Below are 17,625 nucleotides of genomic sequence, written 5' to 3'. Positions count from 1 at the left end.
TGGCCGTGGGCGCGAGTCGCGGCTCGCATGAGAAACTGATGGTAAACCTTGTCCCCGTCGGGTACCCCCAAGTCGGTACCCCCACACAGTTCGGTCCCACACAGCTGTACGTCTCGAGGAGTAGTTCCCATTCCCACCTTCGCCGACACAACCTTCACCGACCCGGCGCGCATCCGGAACTTCTGCATCATCGCGCACATCGACCACGGCAAATCGACCCTGGCCGACCGGATGTTGCAGCTGACCGGTGTCGTCGAAGAGCGGCAGATGCGGGCGCAGTACCTCGACCGGATGGACATCGAGCGGGAGCGCGGCATCACCATCAAGGCTCAGAACGTGCGCCTGCCGTGGACGGTGTCCTCGGCGGAGGGCGATGAAGACTATGTCCTGCACCTCATCGACACCCCCGGTCACGTGGACTTCACCTACGAGGTCTCGCGCGCGCTGGAGGCGTGCGAAGGTGCCGTGCTCCTGGTCGACGCCGCGCAGGGCATCGAGGCCCAGACGCTGGCCAACCTGTACCTCGCGATGGAGAACGACCTCACCATCATCCCGGTGCTGAACAAGATCGACCTGCCCGCCGCCGATCCCGACCGTTACGCCGCCGAACTCGCGCACATCGTGGGATGTGAGCCGGAAGACGTGCTGCGGGTGTCGGGCAAGACGGGCGTCGGGGTCACCGAGTTGCTCGACGAGGTGATCCGTTCGGTCCCCGCACCGGTCGGCGACGCCGACGCGCCCGCGCGCGCGATGATCTTCGACTCCGTCTACGACACCTACCGCGGCGTGGTCACCTACGTGCGCGTGGTCGACGGGAGGATCGTTCCCCGCGAGAAGATCCTGATGATGTCGACCGGTACGACGCACGAGCTCCTCGAGGTCGGCATCGTGTCACCGGAACCCAAACCGACCAAGGGACTCGGGGTGGGTGAGGTCGGGTACCTCATCACCGGGGTGAAGGACGTCCGCCAGTCGAAGGTGGGCGACACCGTCACCACCGCCCGCCGGGGCGCCGAGCAGGCGCTCACGGGCTACCGCGAGCCGCGGCCGATGGTGTACTCGGGGCTGTACCCACTCGACGGTTCCGACTACCCGGTCTTGCGTGAGGCTCTCGAGAAGCTGCAGCTCAACGACGCCGCGCTCACCTTCGAGCCGGAAACGTCGGTGGCCCTCGGATTCGGGTTCCGCTGTGGCTTCCTCGGCCTGCTGCACATGGAGATCACCCGCGAACGACTCGAGCGCGAGTTCAACCTGGATCTCATCTCGACCGCACCCAACGTGGTGTACCGCGTCGTGATGGAGGACGGTTCCGAACACGTGGTCACCAACCCGTCGGACTGGCCCGAGGGCAAGACCCGCCACATCTACGAACCCATCGTGAAGACGACGGTGATCGCACCGAGCGAGTTCATCGGCGCCATCATGGAGCTGTGCCAGTCGCGTCGCGGCGAGCTCGGGGGGATGGATTATCTGTCCGAAACCCGGGTCGAGCTGCGGTACACGCTGCCGATGGCGGAGATCATCTTCGACTTCTTCGACGCGCTCAAATCGAGAACCCGCGGATACGCCAGCCTCGACTACGAGGAGGCCGGCGAACAGGAGGCGGACCTCGTCAAGGTCGACATCCTGCTGCAGGGTGAGGCCGTCGACGCCTTCAGCGCGATCGTGCACAAGGACGCCGCCTACGCGTACGGCAACCGCATGGCCATCAAGCTCAAAGAGCTGATCCCGCGTCAGCAGTTCGAGGTGCCCGTACAGGCTGCGGTCGGCTCCAAGATCATTGCCCGCGAGAACATCCGGGCCATCCGCAAGGACGTGCTCGCGAAGTGTTACGGCGGTGACATCAGTCGTAAGCGCAAACTGCTCGAGAAGCAGAAGGAAGGCAAGAAGCGGATGAAGACGATCGGCCGCGTCGAGGTGCCCCAGGAGGCGTTCGTGGCCGCGCTCTCCACCGATGCGGTGGGTGACAAGCCGAAGGGGAAGTGATGGACCGCGCCGAAACCCTGTCCGCACACGACAACTCGACGCCGAACCCGGTCCTGGCACCGAGCTCGCTGCCGTTCGACCTGCCGGACTTCGCGTCCATCTCCGACGACGACTTCCTGCCCGCGTTCACGGCCGCGATGGCGTCGCACCTCGCGGAGGTCGATGCGGTCGCCTCGGACACCCACCCGCCGACGTTCGCCAACACGGTCGAGGCGCTGGAACTGTCCGGTCGCGACCTCGCCCGTGCCGCGGGCATCTTCTTCAACCTCGTCGGGCCCGACACCAACCCGCAGCGCAACGAGATCTCGCAGGAGCTCTCCACTCGCCTCACCGATCATGCGAACACCGTCGCGATGAACCCGGTTCTGTTCGAACGCATCTCCGATCTCCACGACCGTGCCGACGATCTCGACCTGGCCGAGCCGCAGCGCCGGCTCCTCGACAAGCGCTATCGGGAATCGGTTCGCGCGGGCGCCGGACTTCCCGCCGACGACCAGCGGGAGATGCGTGAGATCGCCTCGCGCCTGGCCTATCTCACGACGACGTTCTCCCAGAAGATCCTCGACGACACCAACGACTCCGCCGTGTTCGTCGACGATGTCGCCGACCTCGACGGTCTCTCCTCGGGGCAGATCGCCGCCGCCAGGCGAGCGGCAGCCGAAGCCGGCCACGACTCCGGGTACCTACTGGCCCTGGAACTGCCGACCAGCCAATCGGTGCTGACCGAACTGGCGAAACCGGAGGTGCGGCAACGCGTCTTCGACGCGTCGGTCAACCGTTGCGCGCGGGGCAACGCGCACGACACCCGCGACCTCGTGCTCGAGATCGTGCGGTTGCGTGCCCGGCGCGCCGAGTTGCTCGGGTACCGCGATCACGCGGAGTTCGTCATCGCCGAGCAGACCGCTCCGAACCCCGCCGCCGTCGACGACATGCTCCGGGAACTCAACACGTCGGCGATGCGTGCCGGCGGCCGGGAACTGACGCGTCTGACCGAGTTCGCCGGTGACGCCACGATCGGGGCCGCCGACCTCACTTATTGGCTCGACCGTGAGCGACGTGCGACGTCATCGGTTCCGCTGGACGACTTCGCGGACTACTGCGAACTGGACACGGTCCTCACACGCGGGGTCTTCCACGCCGCGAACAAGCTGTACGGCCTGCGTTTCGTCGAACTGACCGATCTGCCGCTGTACCACCCGGACGTGCGGGCGTGGGAGGTGCGGGACGACGCGGGTACCGGCATCGGGCTGTTCCTCGGCGACTTCTACGCGCGGCCGTCGAAACGTGGTGGCGCATGGATGAACAACATCGTCGACCAGTCGTCGGTGCTGCACACCCAGCCCATCATCGTCAACGTGCTGAATCTGACCAAACCCGATGCGGGCCGGCCGTGCCTGCTGACGATGGACCAGCTGACCACGCTGTTCCACGAGTTCGGACACGCGCTGCACGGCCTGCTCTCCTCGGTCGAGTACCCGTCGCAGTCCGGGACCTCCGTGCCACGCGACTTCGTCGAGTTCCCTTCGCAGGTCAACGAGATGTGGGCGCTGCACCCCGATGTGTTGGGCAATTACGCCCGTCATCACGAGACCGGTGAGGCCATCCCGGCCGAGCTCGCCGAGGCCGCGAGGCAGTCCGCCGGAGCCGAATCCGCCCACGGCACCATCGAATACCTGGCCGCATCCTCGCTCGACCTGGCCTGGCACCGGTTGTCGGTGGAGGACGCCGCGAACGTCTCCGACGTGGAAGAGTTCGAGGCGAACGCGCTGACCGCGGCGGGGCTGCGGACCGAGTTGATCCCACCGCGCTACCGGAGTGCGTACTTCAACCACATCTTCGGCGGCGGCTACTCCGCCGGGTACTACAGCTACATCTGGTCGGAGGTGCTCGACGCCGAGACCGAGCAGTGGTTCCTCGCCGAGGGCGGGCTGCAGCGCGAGAACGGCCGGCGCTTCGCCGACGCCACTCTCTCCCGCGGCGACAGTGTCGATCCGCTCGCTGCGCACGAGGGCCTGATCGGCCGCCGACCGAGGATAGACCCCCTGCTGCGGCGCCGGGGGCTCGCGGCCTGAGCGGGGTGTGGCCATGACGACGACGCGCACCTCACGCCGCGACCTGTCGGCGTTCGCGGTACTGAGCATCGTGACCGCAATCGTCGTGATCGGCCTCAAACTGATCGCGTGGCGTATCACCGGTTCGGTCGGTCTGCTCTCCGACGCGCTCGAGTCGCTGGTCAATCTCGTTGCGGCAGTGGGTGCTTTCGTGGCGCTGCGGGTGGCGGCGAAGCCACCGGACCGCGGCCACAACTTCGGGCACACCAAGGCCGAGTACTTCTCGGCGGTGTTCGAGGGGGTGATGATCGTCGTCGCGGCGGTGGTCATCATCGTCACGGCCGTCGACCGTCTGGTCAATCCGCGGGAGCTCGAGGAAGTCGGTGTCGGACTGGCGATCTCGGTCGGTGCGACCGTCGTCAATGCGGTCGTCGGCTGGGTGCTCATCCGAGCCGGCCGCCGCCATCGGTCAGTGACGCTCGAAGCCGACGGCAAGCACCTCATGACCGACGTGTGGACGACGATCGGGGTGGTCGTCGGTGTCTTCCTCGTGGCCGCGACGGGCTGGCTGCCGCTCGATCCGCTGATCGCCATCGCGGTGGCGATCAACATCCTCGTCGTGGGCGGGCGACTCGTGTGGCGATCCGGTGCGGGGCTGATGGATTCCGCACTACCCGACGACGAGCGCGCCGCGATCGACGGGGTCCTCGCGGCGCACCGCGCCGACCGGATCGACTTCCACGACATCCGCACCCGCGAGGCGGGTCATGAACGGTTCGTGCAGCTGCACATGCTGGTGCCCGGCGACTGGTCGGTGCAGCGCGCACACGACCTCGCCGAGCGGGTCGAGGACGAACTGCGCACCGCGGTCGACGACCTGAACGTGACGATGCACGTCGAACCGATCAACGACCCACGCGCCTACGAGGAGTGGCGGCTCGACTGAGGGCCGGTGACCGGATCGACGCGCCCGGTCAGTGATTCGCGGGCTGGAACGTGGCCTGGTGGGCCGCCTCCTCGGCGCGGATCACGTGCATCACGGCGTTGATCAGAGCCAGGTGGGTGAACGCCTGCGGGAAGTTGCCGAGGTGCTGTCCGGTCTTGGCGTCGATCTCCTCGGCGTACAACTTCAGCGGGCTCGAATACGAGAGCAGGCGTTCGCACAGCGTCTTCGCGCGCGGGAGTTCGCCGATCTCCACCAGGGCCGACACCAACCAGAACGAGCAGATGGTGAACGTGCCCTCTTCGCCGCTGAGGCCGTCGTCGGTCTCCTCCACCCGGTACCGGAGCACCAGCTCGTTCTCGGTGAGTTCGTCGGCGATGGCGAGAACCGTTGCCCGCACCCGATGGTCGTCGGGCGGCAGGAACCGCAGCAGTGGAACGAGCAGCAGTGAGGCGTCGAGCGCGTCGTCGCCGTAGCGCTGGGTGAACACCCCGCGATCGTTGACGCCGTGTTCGAGGATGTCGTCACGGATCTCCTCGGCGATCGCCGCCCACTCCCGGGCGTGGGTGCGTTCCCCGTGCATCGTCGCCAGTCGGGATCCACGGTCGAGGGCCACCCAACACATGACCTTCGACGAGGTGAAGTGCTGGGGTTCGCCTCGGACTTCCCAGATACCGCGGTCGGGCTCTCGCCAGTGCTTGATCGCCTCTTCGACCTGTGCCTTGAGAACCGGCCACAGCGTCTCGGGAATCGTCTCGTGCGACTTGATGTTCAGGTACACCGAATCGAGCATCGTGCCCCAGATGTCGTGCTGCGCCTGGTTGTACGCACCGTTGCCGATCCGGACCGGCTGGGCGCCGTCGTAGCCCGAGAGGTGGGTCAGCTCTTCTTCTTCCAGGGTGCGTTCGCCCCCGACGCCATACATCACCTGCAGCGGATGGCGTTCGCCGTTGGTGATGCCCGAGACATCGGCGATGAACGAGAAGAAGTCGTCGGCCTCGCGGTCGAGGCCCAGGGTGTAGAGCCCCCACAGGGCGAAGGTCGAATCGCGCACCCAGGCGTAGCGGTAGTCCCAGTTGCGCTCCCCCTGAGGGGTTTCCGGAAGGGACGTGGTCGCTGCGGCGAGCAGCGCGCCGGTCGGCGAGTAGGTCAGGCCCTTGAGGGTGAGGGCGGAGCGCTGCAGATGCGAGCGCCACGGATGGTCGGGGAAGCTGCCGATGTTGATCCACTGGCGCCACGATTCGCTGGTGGCCCACATCTTCTGTGCCGCTTCCTCGAAGTTCTGCGGGGCCGGTTGTCGTGACCAGCTGAGGGCGACGAACCTGTTGTCGCCCTCCACGAGTCGGGTGCGCGCACGCGCCTCCCGGCCTTCGAGGCCGAGCCGCAGATCGGTGGTGAGTTTGAGAGTGGGTGTGTCGGTGTCGGTCTCCTTGGCGACGGCGATCGCCTCGCCGTAGGCGGGACCGGAGTACTCCCACGAGGTGGTGCCGCGGTGATAGTCGAACGCCGGCTCGCAACTCATGTGCAATTCGACTGTCCCGGAGACGCATCGAACGGTCCGGAGCAGGATGTGCTCGGCGTCCCAGTCGGTGGGTGTCCGGCGGTGGGTGCGCGAGCGCCGCTCGTTGTCATGCCACGGGCCCATGACGAGCGCATCGCGGACGATGATCCAACCGGTGTCGGTCTGCCAGGTGGTCTCGACCATCAGACTGCCCGGCAGGTACCGGCGATCCACGGGAACGTTGACGCCGTAGGGGGCGAGGCGGAAGTGGCCCGCGCTGCGGTCGAGGATCGCACCGAACACGCTCGGTGAATCCGGCCGCGGCACGCACATCCACTCCACCGACCCGTTGCGGGCGATCAGACAGTTGGTCTCGGTGTCGGAGAGGAAAGCGTAGTCACCGATGGGTGGAAAGGCGCTCGAATGCGACGGAGCCGAGGGTGTGACCGGCGCCGACACCGGGCCACCGACTCGCGCGACGCCTGCGCCGTCCGCACTCCCGGGTGCCGGGGAGGTCGCGCTCGGCAGGGGCGTTACGGTGGAGTCATCTGCGGCAGACATGGACCTATCATTGCGATGGGCGTTCGCCTGCGCCAATCGGCCCCCGAAGGGCCGACGGTGGCGGTGGTCACGGTCTGCCGGGCCGCAGGTGAGACGCACCGGACGCACGAGTGTCGCCGGTCGGACGACGGATGGACGAGGTGATGGGGTGACGGCGTTCTTCGCCTGGTGGGACAGTGTGGAGGAGTGGCTGACCGGCCTGTCCTTCGTGCCCCAGCTGCTCGTGACCGTCGCCGTCGTGATCCCCCTGGCGATCCTCATCGCCTTCGTGTTGAGCATCCTGGTGGATGCCGCAGCCGCGCTGTTCGACAGACGCCGATTCGCCGACGACGATGGGACCGGATTGTGAAGATACTGCGTTCGCCGGTCACACTGGCGCTCCTCGCCCTGCTGATCCTCGTCGTGATCGCCTGGCTGCTGACGGCCTGACCGGATTGTCGTCGCATGCGACCTCGATCCGGCGGGTCACGAGGTGTGGGTCACCGACGCGTCAGCGACCCGCGGGCACCGTGGTCCGGGTGGCGGCGAGACGGTAGAGCGAACAGATCGCATCCACCACATCCGGATGGGTACCGAGCGGTCCGGCCACGAGGGTCTCGTCGACCATGGCATCGAGTGCTCGCTCGACCCGTTCGGTGAGCAGTCCCGCCGACAGGAAGTAGGGACTCAGCGCGATCCGGCGCGCGCCTCCGGAACGGAGGCGACGCACCGCGGACTTCAGGATGCGATCGCCGGCGCCGAGTTTGGTGGCGAAGACCACCTCGACGGGCCGGTGCAGTCGCGTCGACAGCTCGATGGCCCGTAGGCGGACGGAGCGGTCCGCGTCGGGGTCGGACGAGCCGACCGCCGACAGGATCACCCCGTCTCCTTCGCCGAGGCCCGCCTCGACGAGCCGGTCGGCGAGGGCGCGGGTCAGCGACCGCGTCCCCATGACATCGGTCTGGCGCGCGGACGGGTGGCTCTCGGCGAGGATTCCGGGGAGATCGACCTTCTGGTGGAAACCCGCCGACAGCAGCATCGGCACGACGACTGGTTCATCCTGAGCGTCCGCGGAGGCGTGTAATCCACTGAGCACGTCACCGACGAGCGGTTCGTCGAGATCGAGGTAGGACAGGACCACCTCGACGCCGGGCAATTGCGCCGCCACGGCGTCTCGCACACGCCGTGCGGTCGCGCCGAAGCGCGGATCGCGACTGCCGTGTGCGGCGAGTACCAGGGTCCGGCTCACACCAGCTCTTTGAGGTGCAGCGGTGCGAGTGCATCGCCGACGAGTCCGGCGGCCAGGGTGTTGCCGCCCTGCGGATCGATGAGCAGGAAGCTGCCCGACTCGCGGTTCACCTGGTAGTCGTCGGCCGGGATGGGCTCGGCGGTCTGTACCGAGATCCGCACGATCTGGTTGAGCTCCACCGACTCCGGGGCCTCGACCAGTGCGAGGTTCTGCTCGTCGAACTGTGCGTCGAGTGCGCCGACGATCGCCTGCGTCGTCTTGGTCCCGTGCTTGAGCAGCAGGCGCGCACCGGCGCGCAGCGGCTTCTCGGCCAACCAGCAGACGGTTGCGGTGAACTGCTGCAGCGGTTCGGGGGCGTCGCCCGCCGAGGCGATCAGGTCGCCGCGCGAGATGTCGACGTCGTCGGCCAACAGGATGGTGACGCTGCGACCGGTGTGCGCGGTCGCGAGTTGTCCGTCGGCGGTGTCGATCTGGCTGACCGTGGTCCGTTGGCCCGACGGCAGGACGACGACCTCGTCGCCGACCGACACGCGTCCGGCCGCGATCTGACCTGCGTACCCGCGGTAGTCCGGGTACTCGGCGGTCCGGGGCCGGATGACGTACTGCACCGGGAACCGCAGACCGACCCGATGGCGCTCGACGAGGTTCGGCACGGTCTCGAGATGCTCGATGAGAGTGGGCCCGTCGTAGAACGGGGTGGTCTCCGAACGTGTCGCGACGTTGTCTCCGTTGAGTGCCGACACCGGGATCGCGGTGACCTGGTCGTCGGACCATCCCAGCGAACGTGTGAGCTCGGCGAACTCGGCGGAGATGTCGGCGAAGACCGACGCCTGGTCGTCGACGAGATCGATCTTGTTGACGGCCAGCACGAGCTGCGGCACGCCGAGCAGCGCCATCACGGCAGCGTGCCTGCGGGTCTGCGAGACCACGCCGTTGCGGGCGTCGACGAGCAGGATCACGAGCTGCGCGGTCGAGGCGCCGGACACGGTGTTGCGGGTGTACTGCACATGACCGGGGGTGTCGGCGAGGACGAAGGACCGTGCGGGCGTGGCGAAGTAGCGGTACGCCACGTCGATGGTGATGCCCTGTTCACGCTCGGCGCGCAGGCCGTCGACGAGGAGCGACAGGTCGGGACCTTCGAGGCCGCGGTCGACCGATGCCTTGGTGACGGCGTCGATCTGGTCGGCGAGCACGGACTTCGTGTCGTACAGCAACCGTCCGACGAGAGTCGACTTACCGTCGTCGACGCTGCCGGCGGTGGCGATGCGGAGGAGATCGGGGGAGTGCTTCATGTCAGAAATATCCTTCGCGCTTACGGTCTTCCATGGCGGCCTCGGAGACCCGGTCGTCGCCACGGGTGGCGCCTCGCTCGGTGAGTCGCGACGCGGCGACCTCGGCCAGGACGGCCTCGTTGTCGGCGGCATCCGACAGCACCGCGCCGGTCGACGAGCCGTCGCCGACGGTCCGGTACCGCACCGAAAGACGCTGCAGCTCTTCGCCGTCGCGGGGGCCGCCCCAGACGCCCGGGGTCATCCACATGCCGTCGCGTTCGAAGACGTCGCGCTCGTGCGCGTAGTAGATCGAGGGCAGCAGAACCTGCTCGCGGGCGATGTAGCGCCAGATGTCGAGTTCGGTCCAGTTCGACAGCGGGAAGACGCGCACGTGCTCACCCGGCGCGTGGCGTCCGTTGTAGAGATTCCACAACTCGGGACGCTGACGCTTCGGGTCCCACTGTCCGAAGGCGTTGCGCAGCGAGAAGATCCGCTCCTTGGCCCGCGAGCGCTCCTCGTCCCGGCGCCCGCCGCCGAAGACCGCGTCGAAGCGGTTCTCGGTGATGGCATCCAGCAACGGGATCGTCTGCAGGGGGTTGCGGACACCGTCGGGACGCTCGGTGAGCCGGCCGTCGGCGAGATAGTCCTCGACCTTGGCGACGTGCAGCCGCAGGTTGTGACGCTCGACGACCTGATCGCGGAACTCGAGCACCTCGGGCAGGTTGTGCCCGGTGTCCACGTGCAGCAGCGAGAAGGGCAGCGGCGCAGGCCAGAATGCCTTCAGCGCGACGTGCAGCAGAACGGTGGAGTCCTTGCCTCCCGAGAAGAGGATCACCGGGCGCTCGAACTCGCCCGCGACCTCACGGAAGATGTGGATGGCCTCGGACTCCAGCGCGTCGAGCGTGGTGAAGTCGTCGGCGTCGGTGAGTGCCGGGGTCGGCTGTGCCGCGTCGGTGACGGCGGTCTCGGTGACGGTCATGCGTGCAGCCCACATTCTGTCTTGGCGCGGCCGGCCCAGCGGCCGCTGCGCGGATCGGATCCGGGTTCGGGTTTCGCGGTGCACGGAGCGCACCCGATGGAGGGATAACCCTCGTCGACAAGCGGATTCACCAGCACACCGTTGGTGTCGATGTAGTCCTGCATGGTCTCGTCGGACCAGGCCGCGATCGGATTGATCTTGACCAGCCCGAAGCCCTCGTCGAAGGAGATGAGCGGGGCGTTGGCCCGCGTCGGTGCCTCCACCCGACGGATGCCGGTGATCCACGCGTCGTAACCGCCGAGGCCGGCCTTGAGCGGCACAACCTTCCGCAGCCGGCAGCATTCGCCCGGGTCGCGCGCGAAGAGGTTGCGCCCCAACAGCTCATCCTGCTCGGCGACGCTGTGCTCGGGCGTCAGGTTCACCATCTCCACGCCGTACACCTGCTCGACGGCGTCCCGGGTGCCGATGGTCTCGGCGAAGTGGTAACCGGTGTCGAGGAACAACACCTTGACCGGGTCACCGCCCAGGAGATCGCGGTCGATGTTCTTCACGGCGAGGTCGACCAGGGCTGCGTCCTGCATGTTCGACGCGACGACGAAGTTGGTGCCGAAGGTCTGCGCGGTCCAGCGGATCAGTTCTTCGGGGGTGGCGTCGGAACCGAGATCGGCGGCACCCTTCTGCGCGATGTCGCGAAGCTGATCCTCGCTGAACCGTCGCCCTGCGCGGGCAGTCGTCTCGATGGTCATCGCAGCGCCTCCTCGTCGGCACGAACGGCCCACTGCGCGAACCGTTCACCTTCTTCGCGCTGGTCCACGAAGTTGCGGACCACACGCTCGATGTAGTCACCGAGCTCGGTGCCGAGCACCTTGTGCTGGCGCAGCTTGCGCCCGAAACCCGAGTCCAGGCCCAGGCTTCCGCCGAGGTGGACCTGGAATCCGTCGGTCTGGTTGCCCTCGGCATCCTCGACGAGCTGGCCCTTGAAACCGATGTCGGCGATCTGCGACCGCCCGCACGAGTTGGGGCAACCGTTGATGTTCACCGTGATCGGCACGTCGAGCTGGGAATTGATGTCCGCGAGCCGCTCGTCGAGCTCCGGTGCGAGCACCTGCGAACGCTTGCGGGTCTCGGTGAACGAGAGCTTGCAGAACTCGATACCGCTGCACGCCAGCAGGTTTCGGCGCCACCGCGTGGGCCGGCCGTGCAGGCCGAGTGGCTTGAGCTCGTCGATCAGCCAGTCGACCTTGTCGTCGGGGACGTCGAGGACGATGAGCTTCTGGTACGGGGTGAAGCGGACGCGGTCCGAGCCGGCCGCGGCGACGGCCTCGGCGGCCTTGGTCAGGATCGTGCCCGAGACGCGGCCGGCGATGGGGGAGAAGCCGATCGCGTTGAGTCCGTTGCGCAGCTTCTGCACCCCGATGTGGTCGATCGGGCGTTCGGGTTGTTCCGGGGCCGGGCCGTCGATCAGCTTGCGGCCCAGGTACTCGTCCTCGAGCACCTGGCGGAACTTCTCGATGCCCCAGTCCTTGATGAGGAACTTCAGACGGGCCTTGGCGCGCAAGCGGCGGTATCCGTAGTCACGGAAGATCGAGACCACGGCCTCCCACACATCGGGCACCTCGTCGAGGGGGACCCATGCCCCGACGCGCTGGGCGAGCATCGGATTGGTGGACAGGCCGCCGCCGACCCAGAGGTCGAGGCCGGGACCGTGCTCGGGATGCACGACGCCGACGAACGCGACGTCGTTGATCTCGTGCACCACGTCCTGCTGACCCGAGATGGCGGTCTTGAACTTGCGCGGCAGGTTCGAGTACTTGGGGTCGCCGATGTAGCGGCGGACGATCTCGTCGATGGCCGGGGTGGGGTCGAGGACCTCGTCGAGCGATTCACCGGCGAGCGGCGAGCCGAGCACGACGCGCGGGCAGTCGCCGCACGCCTCGGTGGTCTTGAGTCCGACACCTTCGAGGCGCTCCCAGATCGTCGGGACGTCCTCGATGCGGATCCAGTGGTACTGGACGTTCTCGCGGTCGGAGAGGTCCGCGGTGTCGCGGGCGAACTCGGTGGAGATCTCGCCGAGGGTGCGCAGCTGCTCGACGTTGAGCGCGCCGCCATCGCAGCGCACGCGCATCATGAAGTGGCTGTCTTCAAGGATGTCGATGTTCTCGTCGCCGGTCCAGGTGCCGTCGTATCCCTCGGCGCGCTGGGTGTACAGGCCCCACCAGCGCATGCGGCCGCGGAGGTCCTGCTTGTCGATCGAGTCGAAGCCCTGCTTGGAGTAGATGTTCTCGATGCGGGCGCGGACGTTGAGCGGGTTGTCGTCCTTCTTGACCTGCTCGTTGGGATTGAGCGGCTCCCGGTAACCGAGCTTCCACTGGCCCTCGGCGCGACGCTTGGCGGGACGGGCCTTGCGCGCCGGACGGGCGGGCTTGTCGGCGGGTGCCTCGCGGGTGGCGGCGGCATCGGGCTCTGCACCCGCGCCGGGCACGGCGGGGGCGTCGGTGGTGGACGTCATGAACTCTCCTGTGCCGGCACACAGGGCCGGCGTTCGTTGCACGAATTACGGGCTGAAACGTGCCGGCATCCCCAGGGAAACGGGGACCAGATCGGGGCCGAGACGTCGCTAGATGCGACAGAAAGCGCTGTTGACGCGCTTGAGATCAATGTGGCGGCGCGCTGCGAGCCACACCCCGGGGAAAATCACGAGGTCCATAGTGCCACGCTGCCCATCGACTCGTCTACTTGGGGTTATTTTCCATCACGCTGATGGAAAACGGGCGGGAGGATCCCCGCCTGTGGCCGACAACGCATGTGGGGACGCCGCTGTTCCCGGGACGGGCGAATCCGGCGCCCGGCGCCGGACGAACGGCTCGAGCCGAGCGATTTGCGTGGCTCGGCATGATGGGAGGGTGACCGTCGACCTCCGCACGCCCGCATCCGAGCTGATCGCCGGCGCGTGCGCGAACGCAGATCCCGACGTGCCGCTCGGCCTCTACCTGCACGTGCCGTTCTGCGCGACGCGGTGCGGATACTGCGATTTCAACACCTACACCGCGGGTGAACTGGGTTCGTCGTCCTCGCCGGAGTCCTGGCAGCAGGCAGTCGCCCGCGAGCTCGAGACGGCGGCCCGCATGCTCACACCGGTCCGACCGGTCTCGACCGTCTTCGTCGGGGGCGGGACACCGTCCCTGCTCGGCGGTGACGGGCTCGGCCGTCTGCTCGACTCGGTGCGCGCGCACTTCGACCTCACCCCGGATGCCGAGGTCACCACCGAATCGAACCCGGAGTCGACCTCGCCGGAGTTCTTCGCCGAACTGCGCGGGGCGGGGTTCACCCGCATCTCGCTGGGCATGCAGTCCGCCGCTGCGCATGTGCTCCGACTGCTCGATCGCACCCACACGCCGGGACGGGCGGTCGCGGCCGCCCGCGAGGCGCGCGCCGCGGGATTCGACCACGTGAACCTCGACCTCATCTACGGAACCCCGGGGGAGACCGACGCCGACCTGCACGCGACGATCGACGCCGTACTCGAAGCCGGGGTCGACCACGTGTCGGCCTACGCGCTGATCGTCGAGGACGGCACCGCACTGGCCCGACGCATCCGGCGCGGTGAGATGCCCGCTCCCGATGACGATGTCCTCGCCGACCGCTATCAGATCCTCGACTCCCGGCTGCGCGCCGGCGGTCTCGACTGGTACGAGGTGTCGAACTGGTCGGCGGGAGGCGATTCGGTGTGTCGCCACAACATCGCGTACTGGCACAGCCACGACTGGTGGGGGATCGGTCCGGGAGCGCACTCCCATGTCGGCGGTGTCCGTTGGCTGAACGCCAAACACCCTGCGCGCTATGCGAAGTCGCTGGCCGACGGTGAGCTGCCGATCGCATCCGCCGAGGAGCTCACCGACTCCGACCGGCACCTGGAGACCGTCATGCTGACCACGCGTTGCCGCGGTGGCCTACCGCACACGGTCCTCGACGCCACGGAGCGTGCGAACGCCGAGAAACTCAGCGCCGACGGGCTTCTCACCTCGACCGGTGATGCATACGTCCTGACCGACGCCGGCCGGTTGCTCGCCGACGGGGTCATCCGGCGTGTGCTCTGGGACTGAATGTCGACCGACGGACTCGGTCACCAACCGGAATCGGGACGTGCGGGGCTGGTCCATCCGGTCGACCGCGTGCCACGGCGATGCGCTCCGCCGGCGTCGGGTGCCGTCGGGGGACGCCGCGCGGGGATCTCCGCGGTGTCCTCGAGCTGCTCGTCGAGCGGTGCGGCTGTCCCCGACAGGTCGAGTGCGTCGAGGTCGAGGGTGCGCGCGTGGATGATGTGACGGTTGCGCAACGCCGACCGGACCGCGCGATGCAGCCCGTCCTCCAGATACAGGTCGCCTTCCCAGCGCACGACGTGCGCGAAGAGGTCACCGTAGAAGGTCGAGTCCTCGCTGAGCAGTTTGTCCAAGGCCAGGACCTTGGTGATCGGGATCAGCTGGTCGAGGCGCAACTGCCGCGGCGGGATCTTCGCCCAGCCGCGTGACGACAATCCGTGGTCGGGGTAGGGCTTGCCCTCCCGCACCCCCTTGAAGATCATGAGAACTCCTCCGACGCCCGTGCTCGACGCCCGGCTCGGCGCCGCGCGTCGATCCGCGCAGCGGACGTCAACCGCGTGTGCGCACCGGTTTCGTACTATGGAACGCACCCAACTGTATGGCAGTGGTCCGAGTCAGGAGGTGTACCGCGTGTCAACCACCGATGATCGCCGCTTCGAGATCCTCCGTGCGATCGTGACCGATTACGTCGGCACGCAGGAACCGATCGGCTCCAAGGCGCTGGTCGAACGGCATCAGCTCGGTGTCTCCAGTGCCACGGTCCGCAACGACATGGCGGTGCTGGAGGCCGAGGGATACATCACCCAGCCCCATACGAGCTCAGGGCGCGTGCCCACCGACAAGGGCTACCGCATGTTCGTCGACCGGATCAGCGAGATCAAACCGCTGTCGTCGGCCGAACGCCGCGCGATCCTCTCGGTTCTCGACTCCGGCGTCGACCTCGACGACGTGCTGCGCCGCTCGGTGAAGCTGCTCGCCCAGCTCACCCGCCAGGTCGCGGTCATCCAGTACCCGGTGCTGTCGGCGGCGACCGTGCGGCATCTCGAGGTCGTCACGCTGTCGCCGTCTCGACTGCTGCTGGTCGTCATCGTCGACAACGGTCGGGTCGAGCAGCGGATGGTGGCTCTCGACGAGGACCACGACGAGGCCGACATCGCCCGGCTGCGCGACCTGTTCTCCGCCGCGCTGCACGGCAAGCGGCTCGAGGCCGCGTCGGCGGCCGTCGCGGAACTGGCCAACTCCGCACCCGACGACCTGCGGCGTGCGGTCCTCGCCATCGCGACCGTCTTGGTGGAGACGCTCGTCGAGCGCGGGGACGACCGACTCGTGCTGGGTGGCACCTCGAACCTCGCGCGTTCGGCCGCCGACTTCACGCCCGTCGTGGGCGGCATGGACACCGTCCTCGAGGCGCTCGAAGAGCAGGTCGTGGTGCTCAAGATCCTGGCCACGACGCAGGACATGGGGCAGGTCACCGTGCAGATCGGGGAGGAGACGCAGACCGAGAACCTGCGTGGGACCTCGGTCGTGTCGACAGGGTACGGTGCATCGGGAACCGTGTTCGGCGGCGTCGGTGTGCTCGGCCCCACACGGATGGACTACCCGGGAACCATTGCATCGGTGGCAGCCGTTGCCAAATACATCGGTGAGGTGCTCGCCGAACGATGACCGCTGCGCGACGCCGGCGGTTCCCGCAAGGACCCGAGCAGTCGTCGACAGTGGGGTCGGTTCCCCACGCGCGTACCCCCGCGCTCGCGTGAGCACCCGCCGCAGGCACCAACTGAGACCGAAGGATCACTACGACCGTGGCACGTGACTACTACGAAATCCTGGGTGTGGCCAAAGGGGCCGGTGACCAGGAGCTCAAGCGCGCCTACCGCAAGAAGGCCCGCGAACTGCACCCCGACGTCAACCCGGGTCGGGAGGACGAGTTCAAAGAGGTGAGCACCGCCTACGAGGTGTTGACCGATCCGGAGAAGCGACGCATCGTCGACGCCGGCGGGGATCCCCTGGCCGGCGCGGGCGCCGGCGGGTTCGGTGGCTTCGGCGGGGGCGGCGGCGGTTTCGGCGATGTCTTCGAGGCCTTCTTCGGCAACGGTGGCGCGTTCGGCGGTGGCGGCGGCTTCGGCTCGGGTCGCGGCCCCAAATCGCGGGTCCAGCCCGGCGAGCCGGCGCTGGTGACCCTCACGCTCGATCTGGCCGAATGCGCCAGAGGCGTCAACAAAGAGATCACCGTCGACACCGCCATCCTGTGCGACGTGTGCACGGGGTCCGGTACCAATGGCGACAGCAAGCCGGTCACCTGCGACATCTGTAAGGGTGCCGGCGAGATCCAATCGGTGCAGCGATCGTTCCTCGGCCAGGTCATGACCGTCCGTGAGTGTCCGACCTGTCACGGTGTGGGCGAGGTCATCCCGGATCCCTGCCACAAGTGCGGCGGCGACGGTCGGTACCGCTCGCGGCGCACGATGACCGTCCGTATCCCCGCGGGGATCGAGAACGGCATGCGTGTCCGACTCACGGGTCAGGGCGAGGTCGGCCTGGGCGGAGGCCCGGCCGGCGACCTCTATGTCGAGGTCAGGGAGCGTCCCCACGAGATCTTCGTGCGTGACAAGGACGACCTCCACTGCACCGTGAAGGTGCCGATGGCCGACGCGGCGCTCGGCGCCGACTTCGAGGTCGAGACCATCCTCGGCGACCCGGTGAGTGTGACGATCGCCCCGGGCACCCAGCCGGGGCAGGTCGTCACACTGCGCGGACAGGGCATGCCGCACGTCAGCTCCGGTGTCCGCGGAACGATGCACGTGCACCTCGATGTCGTCGTCCCCACCAGACTCGACGCCGCGCAGACCGATGCGCTCAAGAAGTTTCGCAAGGTCGCCGCCGACCAGATCGAGGTGGTCAACACCTCCGCCGCGGCCGCGCCCGGCGGGCTGTTCTCCCGGTTGCGCAACGCGTTCGCCGGAAAGTAGGAGCCGTTGTCGCGGGCATCCTCGGTCTCGTCGGCG

Annotated in this window: 14 protein-coding genes; 7 read left to right on the top strand and 7 right to left on the bottom strand. The window is 67.7% G+C overall.

The annotated features are described in order from the left end of the window. Nucleotides 1-129 precede the first annotated feature (129 nt). From lepA to MAY35_RS05945, 3 genes are read left to right on the top strand one after another with little or no spacing between them, the layout of a single operon-like run. Nucleotides 130-1,986, top strand: a complete 1,857-nt coding sequence (gene lepA, locus MAY35_RS05955) for a translation elongation factor 4 (protein WP_238420167.1) — start codon at nt 130-132, stop codon at nt 1,984-1,986. Continuing rightward, nucleotides 1,986-4,058 (top strand): M3 family metallopeptidase, encoded by a 2,073-nt coding sequence (locus tag MAY35_RS05950; RefSeq protein WP_238419939.1) that lies wholly within the window; start codon nt 1,986-1,988, stop codon nt 4,056-4,058. The genes lepA and MAY35_RS05950 overlap by 1 nt, the downstream gene beginning before the upstream one ends. A 13-nt stretch (nt 4,059-4,071) precedes the next feature. After that, nucleotides 4,072-4,983, top strand: a complete 912-nt coding sequence (locus MAY35_RS05945) for a cation diffusion facilitator family transporter (RefSeq protein ID WP_238419938.1) — start codon at nt 4,072-4,074, stop codon at nt 4,981-4,983. A 28-nt stretch (nt 4,984-5,011) separates the two neighbouring features. Here MAY35_RS05945 and MAY35_RS05940 read toward each other — a convergent pair whose 3' ends face one another. Continuing rightward, nucleotides 5,012-7,042 (bottom strand): glycoside hydrolase family 15 protein, encoded by a 2,031-nt coding sequence (locus MAY35_RS05940; RefSeq protein WP_238419936.1) that lies wholly within the window; start codon nt 7,040-7,042, stop codon nt 5,012-5,014. A 148-nt stretch (nt 7,043-7,190) separates the two neighbouring features. On the opposite strand from MAY35_RS05940, the gene MAY35_RS05935 reads away from it, so the two are divergent. Next, on the top strand, nt 7,191-7,391 hold the full coding sequence (locus MAY35_RS05935) for a hypothetical protein (RefSeq protein ID WP_238419935.1): 201 nt from the start codon (nt 7,191-7,193) through the stop codon (nt 7,389-7,391). Nucleotides 7,392-7,532: 141 nt separating this feature from the next. Here MAY35_RS05935 and MAY35_RS05930 read toward each other — a convergent pair whose 3' ends face one another. The 5 genes from MAY35_RS05930 to MAY35_RS05910 are packed head-to-tail and all read right to left on the bottom strand — an operon-like array spanning nt 7,533 to nt 13,029. Further along, nucleotides 7,533-8,270 carry a sirohydrochlorin chelatase gene (locus MAY35_RS05930; RefSeq protein ID WP_238419934.1) on the bottom strand — a complete coding sequence of 246 codons (738 nt, stop codon included), beginning with the start codon at nt 8,268-8,270 and terminating at the stop codon, nt 7,533-7,535. Further along, nucleotides 8,267-9,562, bottom strand: coding sequence for a sulfate adenylyltransferase subunit 1 (locus MAY35_RS05925; RefSeq protein ID WP_238419933.1), 1,296 nt, complete (start codon nt 9,560-9,562; stop codon nt 8,267-8,269). The genes MAY35_RS05930 and MAY35_RS05925 overlap by 4 nt, the downstream gene beginning before the upstream one ends. A gap of 1 nt (nt 9,563) precedes the next feature. Then, nucleotides 9,564-10,535: a sulfate adenylyltransferase subunit CysD gene (cysD, locus tag MAY35_RS05920; RefSeq protein ID WP_374237925.1), complete on the bottom strand. Its 972-nt coding sequence runs from the start codon at nt 10,533-10,535 to the stop codon at nt 9,564-9,566. Continuing rightward, complete coding sequence (locus MAY35_RS05915) at nt 10,517-11,266, bottom strand: phosphoadenylyl-sulfate reductase (protein ID WP_238419931.1); 750 nt, start codon at nt 11,264-11,266, stop codon at nt 10,517-10,519. The genes cysD and MAY35_RS05915 overlap by 19 nt, the downstream gene beginning before the upstream one ends. Next, a complete protein-coding gene (locus tag MAY35_RS05910; protein WP_238419930.1) occupies nt 11,263-13,029 on the bottom strand; it encodes a nitrite/sulfite reductase in 1,767 nt (588 codons plus the stop codon). Before MAY35_RS05910 ends, MAY35_RS05915 begins: the two co-directional genes overlap by 4 nt. 394 nt (nt 13,030-13,423) lie before the next feature. Between MAY35_RS05910 and hemW the strand changes: the two genes are divergently transcribed. Next, nucleotides 13,424-14,623, top strand: coding sequence for a radical SAM family heme chaperone HemW (gene hemW, locus MAY35_RS05905; RefSeq protein WP_238419929.1), 1,200 nt, complete (start codon nt 13,424-13,426; stop codon nt 14,621-14,623). 20 nt (nt 14,624-14,643) lie between these two features. On the opposite strand, the gene MAY35_RS05900 is transcribed toward hemW, so the two are convergent. Next, nucleotides 14,644-15,102, bottom strand: a complete 459-nt coding sequence (locus tag MAY35_RS05900; protein WP_238419926.1) for a type II toxin-antitoxin system VapB family antitoxin — start codon at nt 15,100-15,102, stop codon at nt 14,644-14,646. 148 nt (nt 15,103-15,250) lie between these two features. On the opposite strand from MAY35_RS05900, the gene hrcA reads away from it, so the two are divergent. Both hrcA and dnaJ read left to right on the top strand, forming a co-directional pair. Then, nucleotides 15,251-16,285 (top strand): heat-inducible transcriptional repressor HrcA, encoded by a 1,035-nt coding sequence (hrcA, locus tag MAY35_RS05895; protein ID WP_238419925.1) that lies wholly within the window; start codon nt 15,251-15,253, stop codon nt 16,283-16,285. Between the two features lie 137 nt (nt 16,286-16,422). Next, on the top strand, nt 16,423-17,589 hold the full coding sequence (gene dnaJ, locus MAY35_RS05890) for a molecular chaperone DnaJ (RefSeq protein WP_238419924.1): 1,167 nt from the start codon (nt 16,423-16,425) through the stop codon (nt 17,587-17,589). Nucleotides 17,590-17,625 lie beyond the last annotated feature (36 nt).

The organism is Gordonia sp. 'Campus' (genome assembly GCF_022206305.1).
Classification (GTDB): domain Bacteria; phylum Actinomycetota; class Actinomycetes; order Mycobacteriales; family Mycobacteriaceae; genus Gordonia.
The sequence above is the reverse complement of the archived record's forward strand: the minus strand, read 5'-3'. Positions and strand labels throughout refer to the sequence as shown.